Origin of the sequence: Micromonospora sonneratiae, assembly GCF_042679305.1 — a bacterium.
GTDB lineage: Bacteria > Actinomycetota > Actinomycetes > Mycobacteriales > Micromonosporaceae > Micromonospora_H > Micromonospora_H sonneratiae.
The window spans coordinates 1-26,460 of sequence record NZ_JBHTMP010000083.1; the positions used below are offsets into that span (position 1 = coordinate 1).

12 protein-coding genes are annotated in these 26,460 nt (G+C 70.2%); 7 read left to right on the top strand and 5 right to left on the bottom strand.

The window, feature by feature from the left end; genetic code table 11:
- Together ACFQ4H_RS31095 and ACFQ4H_RS31100 are read left to right on the top strand one after the other, a co-directional pair.
- The coding region (locus ACFQ4H_RS31095; protein WP_377578045.1) for a LamG-like jellyroll fold domain-containing protein at positions 1-3,335 on the top strand (3,335 nt) is incomplete at its 5' end.
- A gap of 184 nt (positions 3,336-3,519) precedes the next feature.
- Positions 3,520-9,729, top strand: a complete 6,210-nt coding sequence (locus ACFQ4H_RS31100) for an RHS repeat-associated core domain-containing protein (protein WP_377578048.1) — start codon at positions 3,520-3,522, stop codon at positions 9,727-9,729.
- Here the strand turns inward: ACFQ4H_RS31100 and ACFQ4H_RS31105 are convergent.
- The 5 genes from ACFQ4H_RS31105 to ACFQ4H_RS31125 all read right to left on the bottom strand — a co-directional run bounded on the left by ACFQ4H_RS31105 (position 9,726) and on the right by ACFQ4H_RS31125 (position 17,614).
- Positions 9,726-12,701, bottom strand: coding sequence for an AfsR/SARP family transcriptional regulator (locus ACFQ4H_RS31105; protein ID WP_377578051.1), 2,976 nt, complete (start codon positions 12,699-12,701; stop codon positions 9,726-9,728). The genes ACFQ4H_RS31100 and ACFQ4H_RS31105 overlap by 4 nt on opposite strands.
- A 407-nt stretch (positions 12,702-13,108) precedes the next feature.
- Positions 13,109-13,768 carry a 4'-phosphopantetheinyl transferase family protein gene (locus tag ACFQ4H_RS31110; protein ID WP_377578054.1) on the bottom strand — a complete coding sequence of 220 codons (660 nt, stop codon included), beginning with the start codon at positions 13,766-13,768 and terminating at the stop codon, positions 13,109-13,111.
- 2 nt (positions 13,769-13,770) lie between these two features.
- Positions 13,771-14,607 (bottom strand): metallophosphoesterase family protein, encoded by an 837-nt coding sequence (locus tag ACFQ4H_RS31115; protein ID WP_377578057.1) that lies wholly within the window; start codon positions 14,605-14,607, stop codon positions 13,771-13,773.
- A gap of 195 nt (positions 14,608-14,802) precedes the next feature.
- A complete protein-coding gene (locus ACFQ4H_RS31120) occupies positions 14,803-16,083 on the bottom strand; it encodes an NYN domain-containing protein (protein WP_377578060.1) in 1,281 nt (426 codons plus the stop codon).
- Between the two features lie 232 nt (positions 16,084-16,315).
- Positions 16,316-17,614 carry a COG1470 family protein gene (locus tag ACFQ4H_RS31125; RefSeq protein ID WP_377578063.1) on the bottom strand — a complete coding sequence of 433 codons (1,299 nt, stop codon included), beginning with the start codon at positions 17,612-17,614 and terminating at the stop codon, positions 16,316-16,318.
- Positions 17,615-17,759: 145 nt separating this feature from the next.
- On the opposite strand from ACFQ4H_RS31125, the gene ACFQ4H_RS31130 reads away from it, so the two are divergent.
- From ACFQ4H_RS31130 to ACFQ4H_RS31150, 5 genes are all read left to right on the top strand, one after another.
- Complete coding sequence (locus ACFQ4H_RS31130) at positions 17,760-18,395, top strand: response regulator transcription factor (RefSeq protein ID WP_377578065.1); 636 nt, start codon at positions 17,760-17,762, stop codon at positions 18,393-18,395.
- A 113-nt stretch (positions 18,396-18,508) separates the two neighbouring features.
- Complete coding sequence (locus ACFQ4H_RS31135; RefSeq protein ID WP_377578068.1) at positions 18,509-22,240, top strand: VWA domain-containing protein; 3,732 nt, start codon at positions 18,509-18,511, stop codon at positions 22,238-22,240.
- 3 nt (positions 22,241-22,243) lie between these two features.
- A complete protein-coding gene (locus tag ACFQ4H_RS31140; protein WP_377578071.1) occupies positions 22,244-22,912 on the top strand; it encodes a DUF4255 domain-containing protein in 669 nt (222 codons plus the stop codon).
- A gap of 5 nt (positions 22,913-22,917) precedes the next feature.
- Entirely contained in the window at positions 22,918-24,951 is a 2,034-nt protein-coding gene (locus ACFQ4H_RS31145) for an ATP-binding protein (protein ID WP_377578074.1), read from the top strand.
- Positions 24,952-25,095: 144 nt separating this feature from the next.
- Positions 25,096-25,875, top strand: coding sequence for an eCIS core domain-containing protein (locus ACFQ4H_RS31150; RefSeq protein ID WP_377578077.1), 780 nt, complete (start codon positions 25,096-25,098; stop codon positions 25,873-25,875).
- The last annotated feature ends 585 nt before the right edge of the window (positions 25,876-26,460 follow it).

The window sequence follows — 26,460 nt, forward strand, 5'->3', positions numbered from 1 at the left end:
CGGGTGCCACGATGCCCGCCGGCCCGCCTGCCACCGCCCAGGAGCGGCACACCGAGCCGACCAGGGTCAGATCGGACGAGGCCTCGGCCCGCGCGACGGCCAGGGCGTCCGGGCAGCGGGTCGAGGTGGCGAGCCTGGCGACCCAGACCAGGCAGGTCTACGCTCAGCCGGACGGCAGGATGCTGCTACGCCAGCACGCCCGACCGGTCCAGGTCCGTCAGGGTGATCGTTGGGTGCCGGTGGACACGACACTGCGCGTCCGCCCGGACGGGAGGGTCGCCCCGATCGCCGCAACCGTCGACGTGTCCTTCTCCGGTGGCGGGTCGGGAGCGCTCGTCAATCTCGGGCAGGGCGACAAGCGGCTGGCTCTGGAGTGGGTCGGAGCGCTGCCGGCGCCGACGCTGATCGGTGACACGGCCATCTACCACGACGTACTACCCGGGGTCGACCTGCGGCTGACCGCCGATTCGCAGGGGTTCTCCGAGGTCCTCGTGGTGAAGACACCGCAGGCGGCGATGTCGTCCCGGCTCAGGCCCCTGCGTTTCCCGACGAGCGGTGCCGGGCTGTCCGTACGCACCGACCGGGCGGGCAACATCGACGTCGTCGACCAGAACGGAACCGTCGTGTTCCACGGTCCCACCCCGGTGATGTGGGACAGCAGCGCGGCCCCCGGTGCCACTGCCACGGAACGGACCAGTGCGGCGGCGCCCGGCGCGGGAGCACGGCAGGCGGCGATGGCGGTACGGGCGGACGCGACGGGACTCGTCCTGGAGCCGGACGCGAAAATGCTGGCGGATCCGGCGACACGGTATCCGGTCTACGTCGACCCGTACCTCTACCACGCCGGGAACAGGACGGCGTGGACGCACGTGTCGAAGCACTTCTCCGGCACGTCGTACTTCAACAACTCCGGAGCGGCCAAGGTCGGCTACTACAACGACCCGTACTCCTCGCCGTCATCGGACACCTACCGGTCGTTCTTCCGGATGGACACCGCACCGGTCAACGGCAAGAAGATCTACCGGGCGACCTTCAACGCCTTCGAAACCTGGTCGTACTCCTGCACCAAGCGCGAGGTGCAGCTCTGGTTGACCGGCGGCATCAGTGCCGCCACCACCTGGAAGAACCAGCCGGCCTGGACCCGGCAGCTCGCCGCGGTGACGGCCGCCAAGGGATGGGGGACCAACTGCCCGGCCGGCGGGCTGGACCTCGACGCCACCGACGCGGTACGGGAGGCGGCGGAGAAGAACTGGGCCAGCACCACCCTGGGACTGCGGGCGGCCAGCGAGGCGGACACCAACGGCTGGAAGAAGTTCCGGAACAACCCCGTCCTGGAGATCGAGTACAACTCGGTACCGGACGTGCCCGCCTCGTTGAAGATCTACCCGGCCTACGGGTGCGGTGACACGGCCGCGGACGCGCCCCAGATCGGCACTGTCCAGCCCCGGCTGTTGGCGAACCTGACCGACGGTGACAGCGCCACCCAGACGGTGAGCGCCCGCTACGAACTGTGGACCGGGGGTGTCCGGCTCTGGGAGTACGTGACCCCGGCCAAGAAGGCCGGCGGATTCGAGACCAGCACACCCGCGCTACAGAACGGGACCACCTACCAGTGGCGGGTACGCGCGGAGGACGGCGTGGACGTCAGCGGGTGGAGCGGCTGGTGTCATTTCGCGGTCGACGTGACCGCGCCGAGCGCGGTACCGACCGTCACCTCGCCGGACTATCCGGAGGCCGACCCGAACAACCCGGTGCTCTCCGGTGGGGTCGGTCGCCCCGGAACCTTCACGTTCGGCGCGAACGGCCAGACTGGCATCGTCGCCTACCGCTACGCCGTCGACGACTCCGACCCGCGTGACTCGGTAGCCGCAACGGGGGCCGACCGGACGGCGACCGTCTCGCTCACCCCGGGACCGTCGGAGAGCTGGTTGCGGACGCTCTACGTACGCGGCGTGGACAACGCCGGCAACGCGGGACCGCTGCGGGCGTACGACTTCTACGTCGCCCCCGCCGCCCCGCCGGCCGGGCAGTGGGCCTTCGACGAGGGCACGGGAGCGACCGCTGCGGACAGCTCCGGCAACGGTCACACCGCCACCCTGTCGGGTGGGGTCGGTTGGGTAACGGGCCGGTTGGCCGACTCGACGACCGCGGACTGGCAGATGCTGGCCGATCGGACGACGACGTTCGACGGATCGGCAGGCCACGCCGCCACAGCCGGGCCGGTGGTGGACACCGCCACCAGCTTCACCGTCGCCGCCTGGGTACGACTGCGCGACGACTCCGTCAACGCGACCGTACTGTCCCAGGCCGGCAACCAGGCCAGTGGGTTCCAGCTGCACTACTCCGGGTTCCTGAAGAAGTGGGTCTTCGACCGGCACGTCGCCGACGTCCCGAACGCGGCGGTGGCCTGGGTGGCGGCCGACCGGGCACCTCAGGTCGGCCGCTGGACCCACCTGGCCGGGGTGTACGACCACAGCGCCCGGCAGTTGCGGTTCCACGTCAACGGCGCGCTGGTGGGCACGACGGCGTACACCAGCGCGTGGCATGCGAACGGACCGCTACAGATCGGCCGGTTGAAGTTCAACGCGATGTTCGTGGAGCACTGGCCGGGTGAGATCGACGACGTCCGGATCTGGGACCGGGTGGTGTACCCCGGGGAGATCGCCGACGTCGCCAACCGGCCGGCGGCCGGGTTCGGCCACTGGGCGATGGACGAGTCGACCGGTACCGAGTTGGTCGACGGTTCTGGTCACGGGCGTCCGCTGACCCTGTCCGGCGGCGCCGGCTGGACCGCCGACCATCAGGGCGTACCCGGTCAGGCCATTGCCCTCGACGGCAGCGGACAGTACGCCGCGTCCACCGGCCAGGTGGTGGAGACCGACCGCAGCTTCTCGGTGGCGGCCCGGGTACGGCTGGCCCGCTCCGCCCAGGCGGTCGTGCTGTGCCAGGCGGGTAACCGGGCCTGTGGGTTCACCCTCTACTACTCCACCTCCTACCAGCGGTGGATCTTCAACATGACCAACGCGGACATGGACAAGCCGACGTATCTGCGGGCGATGGCGTCGACGCCACCGCGCGACCCGGTCGTGGACCGCTGGGTCCACCTGGTCGGTGTCCACGACGCCGCTGCCGGCCAACTCCGGTTGTACGTCGACGGCGAACTGGCCGGCACGGCGGCGAACCCGGCGGCCTGGCATGCCCCCGGCCCCCTCCAGGTCGGCCGTTCCAAGGTCGGGGGCGTCTTCGGCGAGCACTTCCCGGGAGACGTCGCCGACGTACGCATCTACACCGGGGTGCTGTCCCAGTACGAGATCGACAACCTGCGCTTCCAGTAGCCGGCCGGGCTCCGGACCCGGTCGGGGTGACCTGGCCGAGGTCTGGAGCTACCGGCGGGTGATGTCCCCCCGCGCACCGCCAGGCACCAGCACGTCCCGTTGACCCTCGATGGAGGTAACCGTGCAGAGACCGACGCGTGAAGAACATCGGATGGAACGCCGACGAAGGGGGGTGGGGCCGGCGGTGTCCCGACCGACGATCGGGGTGGCCGTTGGTACGGCCATCGTCATGGCGGCCTCGCTCCTGGTCGCTGCGACACCGGCCAGCGCACAGGCACCGGCGTTGCAGGCCACCGGTCAGCCGGATGACCGCTCGGTATCCGGCCGGACGGTGAAGCTGACGCCACTGCCGGACGACGGAATCGCCAAGCGGGCGGTCCGGCAACTGCCGGCAACCGTGTGGCCGGCGGCCGGCACCGCCCAGGTGGAGTTGACCGGTACGGCCGCACGGACCACCAGCACGGACACGACCACCAGCACGGACACGACCACCAGCACGGACGCGACCGCCACCCGGGCTCGGGTACGCGCGGGTGAACTGCCGGTCTGGGTGACCCCGGTCGCCGCGACCGTGGCAAGCCGCAGCACCGCACCGGCTGCGGACCGGGTCCAGGTCCAGGTGTACGACCGGGCGACCACCGACCGCGCCGGGGTACGCGGCCTGCTGCTGCGGGTCGGCCGGCCGGGAGCAGCACAGAACGGTCCGCTCGACCTGGAGGTGGACTACGCCGGCTTCGCCCACGCCTTCGGCGGCGACTGGATGAACCGGCTGCGAATCGTTCGGCTCCCCGCCTGTGCACTGAGCACCCCGGAACGCCCGGAGTGCCAGAACGGCGAGGTGCTGCCCACCGCCAACGACGTCCGCACGCGCCGGCTCACCGCCCGGGTATCCGCACCGGCACTCTCCACCCGGCAGGATCCCGGCCTGGTCGGCGGAGCGGTCTACGCGGTGACGGCCGGCAGTTCGGGCAGTTCGGGCGACTACAAGGCGACGTCGCTGTCGCCATCGGCCACCTGGGGCATCAGCGAACAGACCGGTGACTTCAACTGGAGCTATCCGTTGGATACGCCCCCGTCACTCAACGGGCCCGCACCCGACCTGACACTCGGTTACTCCTCGGGGAGCGTCGACGGTCGGACCGCCTCGACCAACAACCAGTCGTCGTGGCTCGGTGAGGGCTTCGACATGTGGTCCGGCTACGTCGAGCGCCGCTACAAGGCGTGTGCCGACGACGGCTCGGCCGGCTCACCGAAGCGCGGTGACCAGTGCTGGGCGTACGACAACGCGATGCTGATGCTCGACGGCAGGGCCACGGAGCTGATCCTGGACGACGCCACCGGCACCTGGCGACCGAAGAACGACGACGGGTCGCGGGTCGAACGACTCACCGGCGCCCCCAACGGCGACAACAACGGCGAGCACTGGCGGGTCACCACCGTCGACGGGGTCCAGTACCACTTCGGCCTCAACCAACTGCCCGGCTGGACCACCGGAAAGCCGGTGACCAACTCCACCTGGACGGTGCCGGTCTACGGCAACAACTCCGGTGAGCCGTGCAACGCCTCGACCTTCGAGGCGTCCTGGTGTCAACAGGCCTGGCGGTGGAACCTCGACTACGTGGTGGACGCCAACGGCAACGCGATGAGCTACCACTACACCGCCGAGCAGAACCACTACGGACGCAACCGCACGGCCAGCGCCCGCACCCCGTACGTCCGGGGCGGTTACCTCAACCGCATCGACTACGGACTGCGCAGCACTGCCCCGTACGCCCAGGCGCCGATGCGGGTGAACTTCACGGTGGCCGAGCGCTGCCTGCCCAGCGGCACCATCACCTGCTCGGACGCGCAGTTCACCACGGCCAACGCGGCCCACTGGCCGGACGTGCCGGTCGACCTGGACTGCAGAACCGGCACCAACTGCACCGACCAGTTCTCCCCGTCGTTCTGGACCCGTAAGCGGCTGACCGACATCACCACCCAGGTGTGGGGCGGCTCGGCGTACCGGGACGTGGACCAGTGGACGTTGCGGCACCAGTTCGTCTCGGCCGACTCGTCCACGCCCGCGCTGTGGCTGGCCGGCATCACCCACACCGGCAAGGTCGGCGGCACCGCCACCGAAGCGGAGGTGAAGTTCTTCGGGACCGCCCTGCCCAACCGGGTCGACGGTGCCGAAGGGGTACCGCCGATGGCGAAGTACCGGGTGAACATCATCGCCTCGGAGTCCGGCGGCCTGCTCTCGGTGAACTACTCGTCGCTGGACTGCGCGCGCGGCGCGCTGCCGACACCGGACAGCAACACCCGGCGGTGCTTCCCGTCGTACTGGGCACCCGAGGGTGCGACCACGGCGACCCAGGACTGGTTCCACAAGTACGTCGTCACGTCGGTGGTCGAGGACGACCGACTGGAGGGCTCCCCCGACGAGATCACCGCCTACGAATACCTGGGCGGCGCGGCCTGGCACCACGCCGAGGACGACGGTCTGGTGCAGGACAAGTACCGGACCTGGGGACAGTGGCGGGGCTACGAGCGGGTCCGGATCACCTCCGGCCAGCTCAACGAGCAGCGCTCGGTGACCGAGCAACTCTACTTCCGCGGCATGCACGGCGACCGGCTGGCCGCCGGTGGCACGAAGAACGTGACCGTAACCGACTCCGAGGGCACCACGCTGACCGACCAACCGCACCTGGCCGGCTTCCTCCGCGAGGAGATCGAGCTTGCCGGGACGGGCGGCGCCGAGGTCAGCGGCACCATCAACGACCCGTGGACACACGGCCCGACCGCCACCCGGACCCGTAGCTGGGGCACCACGAACGCGTACGTCCTGGCCAACAGTCGGACCCGGGAACGCGTCACCCTCACCACCGGCGGGCACCGGCGCACCGAGACGGCCCACAGCTACACCGCCGAAGGGCTGCTCACCCAGACCGACGACAAGGGCGACGTCAGCACCGGTGCCGACGACAGGTGCACGCGGACCACCTACGTCCGTAACCAGACCGCCTGGCTGCTGGACAACCCGAGCCGGGTGGAGACCATCGCCGCCGGCTGTGGCGCGACCGGGCTGGCCGCTGCCGAGGTGCTGGCCGACGAGCGGCTCTACTACGACAATCTGGCCACGCACGGGGCCACCCCGGTCCGGGGCGACGTCACGAAGCAGGAACGCCTGACCGCTCCCGGGTCGTACGAGACGCTGGAGCGGGAGGTGTACGACGAGTACGGCCGGGTGGTCGAGGCGTACGACGCGCTGGGCAACAGGACCACCACGGCGTACACCCCCGCCGGCGGCGGACCGGTCACGAAGGTCACCGAGACCAACGCGGCCGGGCACGTCGAGGTCACCGAATACGAACCGGCCTGGGGTGAGCCGATCGTGACGATCGACGCCAACGGTCGTCGTACCGATCTGAGCTACGACCCGCTCGGCCGGCTCAGCAAGGTGTGGCTGCCGGACCGCGACCGCAACACCCAGACCCCGAGCACCGAGTTCACCTACCTGGTACGCACCGACGGGCCGAGCGTGGTCACCACGAGGACGCTCAACAACGACGGCCGTACCTACTCCGTCGAGTACGAACTGCTGGATGCGCTGCTGCGTCCCCGTCAGACACAGGAACCGGCGACCGGCGGCGGTCGGCTGGTCACCGACACCCGGTACGACTCCCGGGGCCAGGTGGTCCGGGAGCACGAGCCCTACTACAACGACCAGCCCCCGGGAACCGATCTGTTCGTGCCGGCGGACAACGAGGTGCCAGCCGCCACCCTCACCACGTACGACGGCCAGGGCCGGCCCACGGTCAGTGCCTTCCTGGTCAGGGGCGTGGAGAAGTGGCGGACCACCACGAGCTACGAGGGTGACCGGATACACGTCACCCCGCCGGACGGGGACACGGCGACCACGACGATCGTGGACGGTCGGGGCCGGGCGGTCGAGCTGCGTCAGTACCACGGCCGCACCCCGTCCGGCAGCTACGACGCGACCCGGTACACCTACTCGGCGGACGACGAACTGCTCACCGTCACCGACGCGGCGGGCAACGTGTGGCGCAACCACTACGACGCACAGGGCCGGCTCGTCCGGAAGGAGGATCCCGACCGGGGTACGGAGACCAACGTCTACGACGCCCTGGACCGGGTCGTCTCGACCACCGACGGGCGGGGGCGAACCATCGCCACCAGTTACGACAGTCTGGGGCGGGTCACGGCCACCCACGACGGATCACTGTCGGGTCCGAAGCTGACCGCCTTCACCTACGACACGGTCGCGAAGGGCCAGGTCAGCTCCGCCACCCGCTACGTCAACGGTCAGCCGTACACGCAGACGGTGCACGCCTACGACAGCGACTACCGGCCCACCAACCAGAGCATCACCGTTCCCGCATCGGAGGGTGCTCTCGCGGGGACGTACCGGTTCACCAGTGGCTACAACCTCGACGGCTCGGTTGCCCAGGTCACGCATCCGGCCGCCGGTGGCCTGCCGGCCGAGACGATCCGCTTCGGCTACGACGAGCAGGGGCTGAGCACCACGATCAGCGGCCTGACCAGCTACGTCACCGAGACCACGTACACCAGACTGGGCCAGCGGCAGCGGCAGGTGTACTCCACCGGCGCGCGCAAGGTGCTGCGGGCCTTCTACCACGAGGAGGGGACCGACCGGCTGCAACGGGTGGTCACCGAGCGGGACGTCAACCCGGTGCGGATCAGCGACGTCAGCTACGCCTACGACGCGGCCGGCAACATCACCCGGGTGGCCGACACCCCCGGCGGTGGGCAGGACAGCGACGTCCAGTGCTTCACCTACGACCAGGTGCGCCGGCTGACCGAGGCGTGGACACCGGGTGACGGCAACTGCGCGACCGAGCGGTCCACCGGCCGGCTGGGTGGCGTCGCCCCGTACTGGCACTCCTACACGTACGACAAGCTCGGCAACCGGCTGTCGGAGACGCAGCACTCCGGCAGCGGTGACACCGTCCGGAGCTACCGTTACCCGGCGACCGGCGCGGCCCAGCCGCACACCCTGCGGTCGGTCCGCACGCAGGGCCCGGGGGTCGACCAACTCGACGAGTACGGCTACGACGCCACCGGCAACACCATCACCCGCAAGGTCGATGGCACCGCGCAGACCCTGGACTGGGACGCCGAGGGCAACCTCGCCTCGGTGAGCGCGAACGGCCGGACGACCACCTTCGTCTACGACACCAACGGGCAGCGGATGCTGCGCCGGGATCCGGACGCGACCACGTTGTACCTGGCCGGGATGGAGCTGCGCCTGGCCAACTCCTCGGTCACCGGCACCCGGTTCTACACCAACGGTGAGGAGACCTTCGCCTCGCGTACCGGATCGTCGGTGAGCTGGCTGATCACCGACCACCACGACACGGCCCAACTGTCGGTGGACGCGACCACCGGCGCGGAGACCCGACGCCGGTACCTGCCGTTCGGTGCGCTCCGGGGATCCGCGCCGCAGGGCTGGCCGAACCAGCAGGGCTTCGTCGGTGGCACTATGGACGACCAGGTCGGCCTGACCCACCTCGGCGCCCGCGAGTACGACCCGACGATCGGCCGGTTCATCTCGGCCGACCCGGTGGTCAACTTCCAGGATCCGCAGCAGATCCAGGCGTATGCGTACGCCAACAACAGCCCGGTGACCTACGAGGACGCCGACGGGCTGTGGCCCAAGTGCAGGTGGTGCGGAAAGGTCTTCAAGAAGGCCAAGAAGTACGTCAAGAAGGCGGTCCGGAAGGTCCACCGGAAGGTGACGAAGAGCCGCGTCTACAAGGCGGCGAAGAAGTACGTGAAGAAGGCCAAGAAGTTCGTCAAGCGCGCCGCAAAGGTGGCGAAGCGGGTCTACAAGAAGATCCAGCGTGCGACCAAGAAGGCGGTGAAGTACGCCAGGAAGAAACTCACCTCAGCCAAGAAGACGCTCCTGAAGTCCGGAAGAGGAAGTCAGCGGTCGGGTAGGAAGTCTCCCTTCAACGTACGCACCGCCGGCGCCAATCCGGGCTGCGTGGACGGTTACTATCCGGCGATCTGCGATCCGCCGGACACCGGTACCCGCAAGCCGGCCGACGAGTTCTTCAGGGACGGAAGGGATGCGGCCAAGTGGACCAAGACGATCGCCGGTTACGTCAACGTCGGAGGATCGGCCGTCTCGGCGGGCTGTCTTCTGACCGGTAACGCGCCATGTTCCGCGGTGGCGTTGGCGGTGGCCAAGACCGCCTGGGGCATCCAGGTCGGTGCGGCGGGCTGGCTCACGGCCGATGCCTGCCTCAACGACAGCCGGAGCGAATGCGTGAGGTCGTGGGTCCAGCTGGGTGGCGACATCGCTTCCGGAATCATCCCGGGCGGGACCAAGTGGGCCGTTCAGAAGTACCTCGACCGGACAGGTAGCTAGCCCTCGTCGTCGGGGCCGTCTCCGGACGGCCCCGACGACCCCGTGTGTCGGGAACCGGCCGGAGCCGGTGCCCGGGGGTCCAGCTCGGCCAGGGCGGCGAGGGTGTCGTCCAGCCAGTACGGGGAGCCGATCTGCTCCCAGATCCGTCGGGCCTGGGTCAGATGGTGTCGTGCCTGGCCGACATCCCCGGTGGCGATCGCGGCACTGGCCAGGCTGCGCAGTGCCGACGCCTCACCGAACCGCTGCCCGTACTCCCGGAACACCTTCAGGCACCGGTGCAGCAACTCGGCTCCCTCGTCCGGCTCGCCACGGCGGATCCGAACGTCGGCCAGCCACTGTAGGGCGTACATCTCGATGAGCCGGTCCCCGAGCCGGACGCTGACCGCGTGCGCCCGGCGGAAGTACCGCTCTGCCGACACCAGCCGTCCCTCGTTGCGGTGCGCCAACCCGAGACAGCGCAACGCCTGGGCCTCACCCGCGAGGTAGCCGGCCGTACGGCTGTGCGTCAGGCAGGCGGCGAACTCCCGGCGGGCCTGCTCCCACTGCCGCTGATCCAGGTACACGATGCCGATGCCGTGGGTGGCATAGGCCTCGCCGTGCGGGTTTCCGGTGCGTCGACACAACTCGCGGGCCCGGGTGAAGCAGGCCAGCGCCTCCTCGTAACGCCCGGTCAGACGGTAGACGTATCCGAGGCCGGAACTGGCCGCCGCCTCGTACTCGGGTATGCCGAGCCGTTCGGCGTAGCGCAGCGCCACCGCGAAACAGTCCACCGCCACGTCGTACCGGTCCTGGATGGTGTGCAGCTCGCCGAGGTTACGCAGCATCGCCATCGCTGCCGGGGCGTCACCGGTGGCCTCGGCAGCGGCCAACGCCCGCTCATGCCCGCTACGCCAGTCGTCGAAGTAGTTGCGGATCTCGTAGAAGGTCGCCGCCGCGGTGGCCAGACAGGCCGAGGTCCGGGCCGCGCCGGCCGCTGCGGCCCGGATCACCACGGTGTTCAACGGTTGCCGCTCGGCTTCGAACCAGGCGACCGGATCCGCGACCAGCCGCCGGACCAGGGACTCCGGCAGCGACCAGGCGGGGGTGGCCCGCAGCGCCCGACCAAGGAAGCCGCCACCGAGGGCCTTGTCGGCCCGTTGCGCCAGATCCAGGTACGCATCGCGGAGCCGCTCCGCCGCCGCCTGTCGCTCGGAGTCCGGCTGTCGCAGCAGCGCCTGCTCCCGTCCGTAGATCCGGACCAGGTCGTGCAGCCGGTACCGGGCCTCGTCCCCGGGTCGCCGGACCGGGGTCAGCAGGTGCACCTCCACCAACTCGTCGACCACCCGCTCCGCCTGGCGCGGGGTGGTGTCCAACAGCGCCGCCACCACCCAGCCGGCGACATCGTGGCCCGGCAGCAACGCACCGAGCAGGTGGTAGGCCCGCCGGGCGGGATCGGACAGCAGTTGGTCGGTGGAGGCGAGCGCGGCCCGGACCGCCAGATCCGGTACGGCGAGTTCGTCGAGACGCCGGCGTTGGTCCCGTAGGGCCTCGGCGAGGTCGGCCAGCCGCCGGTTGGGGTTACCGGCCAGCCGGGCCCCGGCGATGCGTACGGCCAGCGGAAGGTAGCCGCAGCGACGCACGATCCGGTACGCGGACCGCCGGTCCTCGGCCACCCGTTGCGCACCGGCGGAGTTCGCCAGCAGTTCCAACGCCTCGTCCCCGGTCAGCGGGGCCAGCCGGAGCCGGATGCCGTCCAGCCCGGTCGCCGCACTGCGACTGGTCACCAGGACCGCACAGCCGGGGTGCGGTGGTAGCAGGGGACGAACCTGTGCGGCCGAGACGGCGTCGTCGAGCACGATCAGGACCCGCCGGTCGCCCAACACCGATCGGAACACGGCGCGTCGTTCACCTTCCTCGGCGGGAATCGTCGCTCCGGGCAGACCGAGGCCGCGCAGCAGCGTCCCCAGCGCTTCGGCTGCGGGTACCGCCGCTCCCCTGGGTCGGCGTAGGTCCAGGTAGAGCTGCCCGTCTGGGTAGTGCTCCCGGGCGGACCAGCCTAGGTGGACGGCGAGCGCGGTCTTGCCGCTACCCGCCGGGCCGGTCACCAGGATCACCGCCGGATGATCCCGGTTCGCCCGCAGCAGCCGCAGCACCTCACGCTTCTCCCGGTCACGCCCGACGAAGGCGGGTACGTCGGCGGGAAGCTGGAACCTCGGCACCGGCGTCGCCACCTCTCGGGGCATCGGCTGCGGCTGCTCTCCGCGCAGGATGATGCCCTCCAGCTCACGCAGCTTCGTCCCCGGCTCGATACCCAGCTCGTCGTTGGCCAGCCGCCACCACTCCCGGTACGCCTGCAGCGACTCGGCGGAGCGGCCGGCGCGGTGCAGCGCCAGCATGAGTCGGTGGCGCAGCCCCTCGTGCAGCGGCTGGGCAGCCACCAACTCGGCCAGCTCCGGAATGATCTCCGCCTCCCGCCGGGCCGCCAGGTAGGCGTCCACCAGCAGTTCCGCACCGGCCAACCGCCGCTGGTCGAGGTCAGCGGCGGCGGTGCGGGCGAACCGCGTCTGCAGGCCGACGAGCGCCGGACCGCGCCACAGTCCCATCGCCTCGCGGAGCAGGGTGCCGGCCTCATCGGGTCGACCGTCGGCGAGGAGTTGCCGGGCACACCTCACCCGGTCGTCGAAGACATCCAGGTCCACGCTGCCCGGCGCGGTGTCCAGCAGATAACCCGACGGTCCGCTGCGCAGCATCCCCCGGTCCCCACCCGCGTCGCGCAGCAGGTTGCGTAACGCCGCAACATAGCTGTGCACCTGGGCGCGGGCGGTGGCGGGCGGCACCGAGTCCCACAGTGCGTCGTTGATGCGTTCGGTGGAGACCAGCCGGGTACGGCCGAGCAGCAGGACAGCCAGCAGGATCTGCTGTTTGGGCGGTCCGAGCGGCACCGGTACGTCGTCGACTGTCACCTGCAACTGACCGAGCAGTTGGAAGCGCACGGCGGCAACCTCACTTCCTTCTGTGCGCCACCGAGGTACGCACCGGCCAGGACGCACCACGGCGGGCCACGACGGGCGCCGGTCACCGTGAACGGGAGGCGCATCGGTCCAGCTCGGTCCCCGGTCACGTCCACCGTCACCCCGCCCAGGTGGCCGCCGGGACCTGTGGTGTCCGAACCGGACACCGGCCCGGACGGCCCTTCTCAGCGGGCACACCAACGGAAGCGACAGTCGCACGTGTCGCTGTCGCGGAACGAAGGTAACCCACACCAAGATCGGCCCGCCAGGCCGTCCAGCCGTCATTCGGTTCGGCCCCACCGCGTCGGTTGCCTCGGTCCGGGCCGGTATCCCTGGTCAGGGCGGTGGGCAGTCCCGGGGCCGGGCCGCCGTGACGGATGGAAGGACCGTCAGCGAACCAGGACCGTGATCGCAGTGCAGACCAGCCCACCCCGGACCAGCCAACGTCCGGCGAACCCATCCACCACCTGGCCGGCAACCACCGGGCCGGGAACGAGTAGACGCGCGGTGAATCCGTCTCCCCCGGCATCCATGGTCAGGGCGGCGTCCTCGAAGCCCAGCCAGCGCTGGGTCAACGGGAACCAGGCCTTGTAGACGGATTCCTTGGCACTGAACAGCAGCCGGTCCCAGTGCACGTCCGGCCGTTGCTCGGCCAGTACCGTCAGGGACTTGCGCTCCTCGGGAATCGAGATCGCGTCCAGCACCCCGTCCGGTAGCGGTTCGTGCGGCTCCGCGTCGATGCCGACGGTCACCACCTCGTCGGCACGGCCCACCACCGCGGCCCGGTAGCCGGCGCAGTGGGTCATGCTGCCCACCGTGCCGTCCGGCCACAGCGGCGCGCCACGGAGGCCGGAGAGGATCGGCCCGGCCGGGACCCCCAGTGTGGTCAGCGCGCGGCGGGCACAGGCGCGTACCGTCGTGAACTCCCGACGTCGCTTGTCGACCGCCCTGGCCACCAGCGCTTCCTCCTGGGGGAAGAGATGCGCATCCACGTCGTCCTCGAACGCTTCGACGACCACCACCACCGACGGCAGAATCTGCTCGATCATCGTCAACCCCGAGGAGCCGGCAGGATCTGCCGCAACTGTCCCGGCCTCGTCGCGCGCCGACGCCACTCCCGCGGATAGCCCACCGAAACCTCCTCGAAGCGCACCCCGTCCTGCCAGGTGGTGCGTGGAATGTGTAGATGGCCGTACACCACCGCTGCCGCGTCGAACCGCAGGTGCCAGTCGGCGGTGTGCTCGGTACCACACCACTGGGCGAACACCGGATATCTCAGGACCTCGGTCGGGTGCCGGACCAGCGGGAAGTGGTTGACGAGCACGGTCGGCAGGGTGGGATCGCGCTCAGCCAGCCGCTGTTCGGTCACCGCCAGCCGGTGCCGGCACCACTCGTCCCTGGTCGGGTACGGATCCGGGTGCAGCAGGAACTCGTCGGCGCAGACGATGCCTTCCGAGTACGCCTGAGCGAGCGCCTGTTCCTTGGTGGTGGCCCCACTGGGCAGGAACGAGTAGTCGTACAGCACGAACAGCGGTGCCACGGTCACCGCCGTCGTCTCCCCCTGCCACACCGGGTACGGATCCTCGGGTGTGCTGACGCCCAGTTGCCGGCACAGCTCCACCAGGTGTCGGTAACGCTGCTCACCGCGCAACTGCACCGGGTCCTTCGACGGTGTCCAGAGCTCGTGGTTCCCCGGTGCCCACACCACCTTGGCGAACCGCTGGCTGAGCAGCCGCAGCGCCCACTCGATGTCGGCTACCAACTCTCCGACATCGCCGGCCACCAGCAGCCAGTCGTCCGCGGAGTGTGGTCGCAGCCGTTCGACGATGTCACGGTTCTCCTGATGAGCCACGTGCAGGTCGCTGATGGCCAGCAGGGCACCGCTCACGACGGGATCACCGCGCACCGTATCGGGCCGGGCCTGCCGTACGGCCGTGGCCGGCCAGCAGCCGACCGGCTCGGTTGGACAGCGGGGACACGTGCGGCATCGATCACCTCATCCTGGGTGCCGGTACGGCAATGGTGGGATGGCCAGGATATCGCTGCCCACTCCCCCTGCCGAATCACCCGAACGGCGCCGCAGCTAGAGATCGGGATCGGATCGTCCGTCGATCCACGCCCTGATCTGAGCCTGCTCGGCCTGCCCCAGGTCCATCTGGGCGTCGGCTGCCAGCCGCAGGATGTTGTCGGCGAACGCGTCGGCCAGGGCGTGTTCGTCCAGGTGCGGATCGGTCCAGTCCAGACCGCTGTAGCGGAAACCGAGTAGCACGAAGTGGACCGCAGCCCGGGGTACGGGATGACCTTCCCGGGCGCAGGCGTCACGGGCCGCCTGTTCGGCACGAGCCTGACCATCGCTGCTGGCCATCCGCGCATCGGTGACCAGGGCGGTGAAGAGGGCGCGATAGCCTTGGACGGTGAGCAGCGGCGCGCCGACCACCCGGTGGACACGCTCGGCGACCTCCGGGACCCCTGCGGGTCGGACCCGGCTCGGCCCCACGTTGTTGGGCACCGGGTGTCGCGTCGGGTCGTACAGCCAGCCCGGGGGCCGCCTGGTGTAGACCGCCAGCCGCTCATCGGTGAATCCGGCGACGAGCTTGCCGAACCCGCCGCTGCCCGCCCAACCTGTCGTGTCGACCCGCTCACCGACGACCTGCCGCACCTCGTGCGCCGCCGCCGCCATGGTGACCGGCTCGGCGGCAGCGCCCACCATGTCCCGGACCACCGACTCGATCTGGATCCGCAGTTCCCGCCGGTCCTCCTGGTCGATCCCGCCGGGCAACTCGACCAGGCCGGTGGGGCCGGCACCGGTCGACGGCTCATGCTCATCCACCCCCATGCCGAGCGCCTCGTCGAGGAACATCGCGTCCGGGATGGCGAAGTCGCAGGCGGCCTGCATCGCGGCGGCGGCCGGGCCACTGACCAGCATCGCGGTCCGGCGATCATGCTCGCGCAGCCGCAGCAGCACCGGAGTGAAGTCCGCGTCGACGGACAACACGATGAACTCGTCGAACCAGGTCGGATGGGTCAACGTGTCGAGGATGTCGAGCACCATGTAGATGTCCGCGCTGTTCTTGCCCGCCGCGGTCAGGGCCGGACAGTCGACGATCCGGAATCCGGCCCGGGTGAAGTACGGCCGGAACTTGCTGGACCTGGCCGGATCCAGGTAGCAGATCCGCCGCAACAACGCCCGGGGCTGCTCGTCGTCGTCCACGAGCAACGGCCCCAGGTCCCGTTCCATCCACTGCACCCAACGCGCCGGATCTGTGGCGAACCGGCGGCCCGCTTCGCGACTGGAGGCACAAAGTCCCGGATAGACGTTCTCGAAATCGACGAACAGGGCTGCTCGCCGATGGCCCGTGCTCATCCGGTCAGTCATCGTGCGCTCCAATCCGTTACCTCGACGGGACGCTCAGCGTAGGCCCCGGGTAGTCGGATGTTGCTCACGTCTGTCCGTGAACCGACCACCGGCGGGAACGACCCGGTCCTCGGGGCGCCGACGGCATCGCGGTGACGGCTGCCGGGGTGAGCGCCGCACCCGAGCAGATCGTCGTTGCCCCGGGACGCGGTGTCCCGGGGCAACGACGATCGACGAAGCGTTATGGCCGAGGGGTCGACGGCTGGTTCCGGTGGTAGCCGCTGAGGAGCGCAAAGTCCCGGCACTGCCCGCCACCACCGGTACCGGGTAGTGCCGCACCGGCCAACCGGCAGGTCACCCGGATGCTGATCACCTTGCCGGCGGGCACCTCCATCGGCGAGACCATGTGGTAGTCGAGGTCCCGGAAGTTGTTGAGGGCCACGGTGAGCACGGTGGTGCCGTCGACGATCAGGTCGAGCCGTCCCTCGTCTCCCTGCGGGTTCTGCAGGAAGATGTCGGTGAGCACGAAGGTCTTCCCGGTCGGCACCGTGTACTGATCACTGCGTGTGCCGTTCGTGCCCACGGTGGTCTGCAGTCGACGGGCAAAGGCACTGGCTCCCGCCGGGACGCCCGGCAGTGCTGGCGAGGGCGGCACCGTGGTCGCGGCACTCGGCGTGGGCTGCCCCGGGGCGGTCGTTGCGCCTGCGGCGTTCACGGCCCGTTTCGCGTTCTCGTTGGCCTCGTCGGCCTTCTGGGCGATCGGTGCGAGTTGCTCCGCCGTCACCTCCTTGGCCAGCGACTTGACCTCACGCACCAGTGCCATCCACAGACCGGCGCCGAGCAGCAGCAGCACCAGCAGCGCCGCGATGAGCCGCCCGAGGTTGCGCGGCAGGATCGGGGTCTGGACGGTGGCCGCGTCCAGCGCCGCAGGTGGAGCGTCGGCCGGCGTCACCACCACCTGGAACGGCAGGGTGGCCGGATGGCCCCGCCAGAGCAACCGCCGGGGTTTCGCCCTGACCTTCACGAAGGCGGCCTGCCCAGGGGTGATCGACAACGTCTCCGGCTCGAACCCGAGTTTCAGCCGATTGTCCGGATCACTGCCGGTCATCGCGATCTGGACCGGCGTATTGCTCCGGTTGTCGATCGCCACCTCGTGCCGGGCACCCCAACGCCCCTTCGAGGTACGGGGAACGATCTCCGCCGTCGTGTCCACGAAGGGCAGGACGTGCACGACACCTTCCGGCACCGTCAGCCCGGCGGGGTTCTCGGTCGGGGTGACGCGAACCGCGTACGGCACCGCACCGGAAGGCACCTGCGCGGAACGCGGTGGCCGGAAATAGAGTGACACCCGCTCGGCCGTGCCAGGGTAGACGGAGATCAGGGACGGCTCGGCTGTCGTCCAGGCGGCCGCATCCCCGACCACCTCCACCACGTACGACTCGACGATGGAGCCGTCGTTGCGGATCTCCAGCAGGCACAGGGCTTCCTCGCCCGGGGTGACCTCCACGGAGATTCGGTCCAGGTTGGCAACCGTGGTCATGGCGTGACCCTAGGAACACTTCGGGTATCCACCGCTTGCCGGAGAGGAAGACCTTTGGGCAATCCGGCCGGCCCGTTGAGTCCACGTTAACTGCGCGGTTGGTGCCCGCGACGATACTGGCCACCAATTCGTACCGGGGATCGGAATGGGGGACGCTGTGGACCGGATACCCGTATATCTGTCGGCGACGGACATGATCTCACGAGCCGGACTGGCCAGTCAGTTACGGCCCCGACCGGAGGTCCTCCTGCTCTCCGAGGAGGAGGCCGCCCAGGCCCGGGTCGCGATCGTGATGAACGACAGCATCGACGAGCAGACCCTGCAGACCCTGCGGTCCCTGCGTTCCCGGGGGGTACCGGCACTGGTCCTGGTGGTGACGCAGGTGGACGACGCCGGTCTGGTCGCGGCGGTGGAGGGCGGGGTGGCGGGCCTGGTGCGTCGCGCCGAGGCGAACGCCGACCGGCTCGTCGGTGTCATCCGGGCGGCTGCCGCAGGCGACGGTTCCGTCCCGCCGGACCTGCTCGGCCGCCTGCTGCAACAGGTCGGCGCCCTGCAACGCAACGTGCTGGGACCCCGTGGACTCTCCTTCACCGGGCTGGCCGATCGGGAGGTCGAGGTCCTGCGCCTGGTCGCCGAAGGCCTGGACACCGCGGAGATCGCCGCGAAGCTGTCGTACTCCCAGCGAACCATCAAGAACGTGCTGCACGACATCACCAGTCGGCTGCACCTGCGCAATCGCTCCCATGCCGTGGCGTACGCGCTGCGCAACGGCCTGATCTGAGCCGCGCTGCCCGAACGGGCAGTTGCGGGTGCCCTCAATCCGGCACTGCGCGGCACTACCTGGACGGCCGGGTACGGCCACCGTGGGAGGCACCCGAGACTGCGGGAGGTGTTGTGCGCAGGGGGAACCTACGGGCGGCGCTGCTCGTCCTTGGACTGCTGTGCAGTCTGGTCGTGCTCGGCCCTGAGCCACCCGGACGGTCGACGCCGTCCGCGCTGCTGGCCGCACCTGCCGCTACCGGTTACCGGCTCGGCTACACCAGCACCGAACGTCCCACCCTGCGCGTGGTGGTTCCCGGTCGACCGAGTGCACCGGCCCTCCCGGAGGGCGAGGAGGGCAGTGCCGACCTGGACCCCGACGCCCGGGGTGGGGCACTGGTCTGGGTGGGCCACCGCTCGTCGGACGGGGAGGCCGTCCCGGACGGGGACCTCTATCTACTACGCCCGGACCGAGCGGCCCTCCGGTTGACCACCGACCCCGGCCGGAAACGCCACCCTGCCCTGTCGCCGGACGGGCGCCAGGTGGTGTTCACCTCGGACCGGGGCGGTAGCGACGACATCTGGCTCGTGTCGACGGATGGCTCGACACCGCGCCAACTGACCGAGCATCCGGGCGAGGACAACTGGCCGACCTGGTCCCCGGACGGCAGCCGGATCGTGTTCAGCAGCACCCGCGACGATCCGGCGGGAGATCTCTACGTCCTGGATGTCACGAGTGGCCGGACCACCCGGTTGACCACCGACCCTGCGGCGGACAACCAGCCGGCCTGGTCCCCGGACGGCAGCCGGATCGCCTTCACCACCACCCGGTTCGCACCGGCGGACGGCTCGGCACCGGCCACCGAGGTGGTAACCATGCCGGCCTCCGGTGGCCCGGTGACCCGGGTCATCCCCCGGCCCTGGGACTCGGCGCAGGCCGCGTGGGCACCGGACAGCCGCCGACTGGCCTTCGTCACCACCCGGTTCGACAACGCCGGGGACGTCTATCTCGTCACCGGCACCACGGTCACCCCGGTGGCCGCCACCGAACTGGCCGAGGGCGATCCGGACTGGCGCGGTACCGAGGTGATCTACACCGCCTCCGCGATCGACTCCGACGCCGACGTCTGGAGCGCGGACTCGAACGGGCAGGACCGGCGCGACCTCACCGCACGGCCCGAGCTCGAGGAGGCCGGGCCGGCGTTCAGCAGTGACGGAACCCAGCTGGCCTACAGCGCCGACCAGTCGGACGGTGGAGCCCGGATCATGGTCGCCGACGGCGATGGCCGCAACCCCCGGCTGCTGGCTCCCCCCGGCACCGTCGCGCAGGATCGGGACACCGACCCCACCTGGTCCCCCGATGCCAGCGCCATCGCGTTCACCCGGCGTCCGGCCAACCGGTCACTGCCGTCGCGGATCCTGGTGGTCCGGGTCCGGGACGGTCACCAGCTCGCCACCCTGCCGGTGCCGTCCCATCTGTCCGCCTGGGACGCCGAGCCGGCCTGGTCGCCGGACGGCACCCGGATCGCCATCTCCCGGAACGCCACCCGCCGGGAGAGCATCGTGGAAGACCCCGTGGTCGACCGGCCGGCACTACCGGGCAGCGAGTTCACCGTCACGCAGAGCGTACGGACCCCGTCGGTTCCCCCTCGACCGGACATCGTCTTCCTGGTCGACAACACCGGCTCGATGGCCACGCCGGGTGAGGACGGCAGCAGCGTCATCGGGCAGCTCAAGGCACGAATCCCCGAAGTGATCAGTAGTGTGCGGGAGGACCAGCCCGACGCGCACTTCGGCCTGGCCACCTTCGGCGGTCTGGGGGACCCGGATCTCTACGACCCGCGCCTGGTGCTGACTCCCGCCGACACCGACCAGAACAGGGAGACAATCAACCGGGCGATCCAGACCCTGATGGCGGACAGCCAGTACGGCACCGAGAACTGGTTCTACGCGCTGCGGCAGATCGCCGGCAACGACCGGGTCGGTTTCCGGCCGGACAGCAGCCGGATCGTCGTACTGATCAGCGACACCTACAGCATCGACAAGACCACCCCCCAGGGTGAGGAGATCAGCCGGGACGCGCTCGGTGACGCGCTGGTCGGCGCGGGCATATCGCTGATCGGTGTCCCGATCATCAGCTCCAGCGGTGAGGCGGGTCTCGACGCCGACGACATCGCCAGTTCACTGGCCCAGCAGACCGGTGGGCGACTCACCCCCAACAGCCAACCGGGTCAGCTCATTCAAGCGATCAAGGACGCCATCCGGGAACTGACCCTGACCGTACGGCCGATCGTCGAGCACTGCGACGACGGGCTCGGGGTGACGTTCGACCCGGATCCGGCCCGCGTGCCGGCCGGTGATCCGGCGGTGTTCCGGGAACTGGTGACCGTGGCACCGGGGGCGACGCCGGGGGCGCTGCTACGCTGCCGACTCCGTTTCGACGTCAACGCGCCACAGCCCGGGGTGGACTCCGTACAGGAACTGGTGGTCCAGGTGGCATACCCGGATCGACCGTTCGTCCGGGTCGACAGCGTCACCGTGCCGGCGACCGGCGCCGACGGGGCCTGGGTGACATACCAGGCGACCGCGACCGACCTCGCCGGACGGCCACTGGTGCCGCAGTGCACGCCCGCATCGGGTTCCCTGTTCCCGGTCGGGCAGACCGTGGTGACCTGCACCGCGGTCGACTCCGAGGGCCGGACCGGCCAGGACACCGCGGTCGTCACCGTGGTGGATCCGAACGGCAACGGAATCCGGATCTGGGTGGCGAGGATCGTGTCGTCCACCGTCGACGCGCTGACCTTCGGCGACCAGCACGACCTCAGCGTCCGGGTGGGTGAGCCCTGCACCGCCCGCTCCTGGGACCACGGTCCGGCCTGGTCACCGAATGGCGCGGCACTGGCCTTCACGGACAGCGCGGCGCCTGCGGCGCTCTGTGTGGTCGACGCCGACGGGTCCAACGCCCGCATCCCCCTTTCCGGTGTGGACCAGGGCAACCGGCCGGCGGCAGACCCGGCATGGGCACCGGACGGTACCCGGATCGCGGTCGCGCTGCGCACCGCTGTGGGGCCGGACTTCGCCGCCGTCTGCGACTGCAGCACGGTGAGTTCGATCGTGACCGTACCCCCGGGTGGAGGACCGGCGCTCACCGTGATCAGGGATGTCGGCTACCAGCCGGCCTACCAGACGATCCCGATCCCCGACCTGAGCCTCTCGGTCTCGGTCAGCGGACAGCCCGGCTACGTCGGCGGGGAGAACGTCACCGTCACCTTCACCGTCCGCAACGACTCGAAACAAGCGGCCCGCAACACCTGGCTGACCCTGTCCCTGCCAGCGGCGCTACTACCGCCGGTGTCAATCGACAGCCGGTGCGACCCGGCAACCGGCCTGTGTCGACTCGGCTCGCTGGGCATCGGTGACCAACAGGTGATCACCGTGGTGCTGCCCGCCCGCGCCGCGATCTCGCTGCCGGTCTCCGGTCGGCTGACCGCGACCGTCGGCAACGGTGTGCCGGCCACCCGGTTCGCCCAGGCCCCCCTGTCGATACTCGCGCCGACCCTGGTGGTCGACCCGCTGATCGGCCCACCCGGATTCGTCACCGTGGCCGTCGGCACGAACTTCCCACCCGGTGCCAGGGTGCGTTTGACCTGGGACTTCGGCATCACCGCGACGCCGGACACGGTCCCCGTCAACCCCGACGGCACCTTCCGCACCCAGGTACTGATCCTCCGCAAGGATCCACTTGGCCCGCGTCGGTTGAAGGCCGTGCTGGTAAGCGGCACGCGGTTCGGACCGGTAACCACCGAGCAACCATTCCTGGTCGTACCCCGCGCCCTGGATCCGCCCAACTTCCACGGCCGGCGGTGACTGATGATCCATGAAATCGATGAGGCGATGCGTCGACTGGTGAAGGAGGAGGCGCTGCCGTCGGCCACGGTGGACATAGTGTTCGACGCCCCCACGAAGGAGTGGGCGGCCCGACGGAACGCCCCCACCGTCAACATCTACCTCTACGACATCCGGGAGGACCTGCGCCGCCGATCACGGGGCCTGATCAACGAGTACGACGAGCGGGGGGTGGTCGCCCGCCGCGTGGCACCGCCCCGCTACATCAAACTGTCGTACCTGGTCACCGCCTGGACGCAACGGCCAGAGGACGAACACCGCCTACTCTCCGCCCTGCTTCTCGGCTTCATCCGGTTCGATGCGGTGCCACCGGCGCTGCTGACCGGCTCCGTCGCCCAGATCGGCATGCCCGTTCCGATGACCATCGCACTTCCCCCACCGGAGGACCGCGCCTTTGCCGACGTGTGGACGGCGCTCGGCGGTGAACTGAAGCCGTCGCTGGACGTCGTGGTGAGCACTCCCCTGCTCAGCGGCCAGGCGACGCCTGCGGGGCCGCCCGCTCGCGAGGGTGTGCAGATCGACGTCGCGGACCTCACCGGCGAGGCCGGTGACAGTGATCGGGTCGGCCATCGACCGGACGCCGATCCGGCTGGTGACGGACGGGTGGCGATGCGTCGGGCCACCGGGAGTTGACCATCATGGCAACGAACCTTCCGGCGCTGTTGCGTCGCCTGCAACGGGTGGAGGTGGCGGTCCGCGCCGCCGTGGCGCAACGCCGCGAGACGGACCCGAACCCGGACGACCCGTTCCGTGGGCTCTACCTGTCCGACGAGGCGCTCGACGCCACCCTGGCCACCGGTCGGGGCCCGTACCTGCCCTGGCCTGAGGAGGACGAGCAGCCGCGCCGGGCCGGGCCGGCGGGCGGGACCGATCGGCTCGACGCGCTGGCCACGGCGGCCGGGCTCACCCCGCTGGACGTGGCGCTGCTGCTGGTGGCGCTCGCTCCGGACGTGGACAGCCGGTTCGAGCAGTTCTACGGCTATCTCAACGACGACGTCACCCGACGTCGGGCCACGATCGGGCTGGCGTTGCGGCTGTGTGGCCTGCCCGAGGCCGCCGCCTCGGCCCGGGTCCGACTGGCCAGCGGTGCTCCCCTGGTCGACCTCCGACTCATCCAGGTGGACGATCCGGACCGGCCGGTGCTGACTCGCGCGTTACGGGTGCCGGACCGGGTCAGCGCGCATCTGCTCGGCGCGGATGCGCCCGAGCCGTTGCTGACCGGGCTGGTCGAGCCGGTCGACGACCATGGAACGCCGCCGCCGGGCGCCACCGAACTCGGTCAGGCACTGGACCGGGCCCGGGTCCGGCTGGCCTATCTGCGGGAGCGGCCAGGTGCGAGCGCGCTGGCCCTGGGCGTGGCCGCACTGGCCCGGGTGGGCCGCACCGCCCTGGCCGTCGACCTGCCCCGCCTGGCGGACAGTCCACGCTCGGCCGAGTTGGCCACCCTCGTCGTACGGGAGGCGGTGCTGACCGGGGCCGGGGTGGTCATCGGTCCGGTAGGCGGTGACGAGCCCTGGGAGATCTGGGCGCAACTGGCGACCGGGTCAGCCCCTGTCCTCGCCTACGGCGGACAGGCCTGGGACCCGGGCTGGAGCCCGCAGGCACCGTTGCAGGTCGAGGTGGCACCACTGTCCGCCGTGGATCGGGCCGCGGTGTGGCGGGAAACGCTGGCCGGCACGCTCGCTGACGGGGTGGATCCGGCCTCGGCGACCGCCCAGTTCATTCTCGGTGCCCCGGCGATACGTCGGGCCGCCTCGGTCGCCGCACAGATCGCCGCCGCCGCTGGTGAGCCGGTCGACGAATCGCATCTGCGCGCTGGGGCGCGTACCCAGAACGCGGCCGGGCTGGAACGACTGGCCCGGCGGATCGTTCCCGAGGTCTCCTGGGACGACCTGGTGTTGCCCGGCTCGATCCTGGCGCTGTTGCACGAGTTGGCCGACCGGGCCCGGTTCCGGGACCGGGTGCTGCGGGAATGGCGGATGCGGCCGGGGGGCGGCCGGGGGCACGGGGTGACGGCGCTCTTCGCCGGCGACTCCGGCACCGGCAAGACCATGTCGGCGGAGGTGGTTGCCGGCAGCCTCGGCCTGGACCTCTACACGGTCAACCTGGCCACCGTGGTCGACAAGTACGTCGGGGAGACCGAGAAGAACCTGGAGCGCATCTTCGCCGAGGCGGCCGGGGTCAACGGCGTACTCCTCTTCGACGAGGCCGACGCGATCTTCGGAAAACGTTCCGAGGTACGGGACGCCCACGACCGGTACGCCAACATCGAGAGCGCCTATCTGCTTCAGCGGATGGAGACCTTCGACGGGTTGGCGGTGCTGGCCACCAATCTGCGGGCCAACCTGGACGAGGCGTTCACCCGGCGGCTGGACATCGTCGTCGACTTCCCGGTTCCCGACGAGGAGGCCCGACTGGCGCTCTGGGAACGCTGCCTGGGCAATCGGGTCCCCCGGGGCGCTGACCTGGACCTGGGCTTCCTGGCCCGGTCGTTCGAGCTGGCCGGCGGGCACATCCGCTCGGCTGCGGTGACCGCCGCGTACCTGGCCGCCGGGGTGGGCCAGCCGGTGGGCATGGCCGAACTGATCGGCGCGGTCGGCCGCGAGTACCGCAAACTCGGCCGGCTCACCCTGGAAAGCGAGTTCGGCCCGTACCTGGCGCTGGCGCACTGATACCGGCCCCTTCGCCGTGGGACCGATCCCTCGCGAGTGCCCGAAGGGGCAGCAGCGTCTGCCTGTAGGGCGAGGCGCCCGGGTATAGCCGCCAGCCCTCGAGAGGTGGACCGTCAGAAGAGGCCCGTGGCGAAGGGGGTAATCATGCGTGGACATCGCGAGTTCGACTCCGAGGCGGATGCACGGCCGGCCGGTGACCGGCTCCGGCCGACCGATTCGGAACACGACGCGTTGATGTACCAGGCCGCCGCGACCGGCCGCACTGACGTGCTCGGCCCGCAGGGTCTGCTCGGACTGCAGCGGGCGGTGGGCAACGCCGGCGTGACCGAGTTGATGGAGCCGACCGAGGAGCGTTCGCCGGTGCACTCGGTGATCAGCTCAGGCGGCGGGTCTGCGCTCGCACCGGACGTACGCACCGACATGGAGGCGCGGTTCGGCGGACAGGACTTCGGTGACGTACGAGTGCACACCGACGGGGCGGCACACGAGTCCGCGAAGTCGGTCAACGCGCAGGCCTACACCGTCGGCTCGAACATCGTCTTCCAGCGCGACACCTACGATCCGTCGAGCCCGGCCGGTCAGCACATGCTGGCCCACGAACTGACCCACGTGGTGCAGCAGCGCAGCGGTCCGGTGGACGGCACCGACACCGGAGGCGGGGTGAAGGTCAGCGACCCGTCGGACCGGTTCGAACGGGAGGCGGTGGCCAACGCCGACCGGTTGATGTCCCAACCCGCACCCGCCGCAACAGAGCCGGCGGTGCAACGGCACACCGAGGACGACGGACACGACCACCACGCCCAGACGTACGTCCAGCGGGCCGAGAGCGGTGACGAATACGAAGAGGACGAGGCCGCCGCCCAGACGTACGTCCAGCGTCAGGGGACCGGCGAGGAAGAGGAAGAAGAAACGCCCGCCGCGTAGGAGGTGCGTGTGAAGGCACCGGCTGAAGACCTGGGGTCGGACAGAGATCCGGTACGCCGTCCAGCCGTGCTGCCCCCCGACCTCGTCACTGCCGCACGGTCGACCGTCAGCGACTCGACTGTCGCTGACGGCACAGTTGCTGCTTCCGCTCGCTCGTTGAGTCCTGCCGTGGCGCAGCGGTTGCAGGCCGCCGCCGGCAACCGTGCGGTGGCCGGGTTGATCGCCAAGCATCGTGGGACGTCCCTGGCGACGGCACGGCCAAGGCCGAAGTCACAGTCGGGCGGTACCGGGTCGACGCGTGCAACGGGTGGGTCGTCGGCTCAGCGGTCGCCCTCCGACTCAGGCTCGACTCATACAGGTGCCGTCTCCCCTGCGGTTGCGGGTGGCGAGTCGATCAGCACCGGTGGAGTTTCCTCCGCAGGGCTGGTTGCACCGGTGCAGCGGTTGGCGGCGGATGCGCCGGTGGTGTCCCGGCCGCCGGCGTCTGCGGATCCGAAGTTCACGGCGTTGACGGCGGACGTACGCGGTAAGCAGAAGCAGATGTCGGCGCATCCGCCGGCGTCGTCGGAGGCGGCGAAGGCCCAG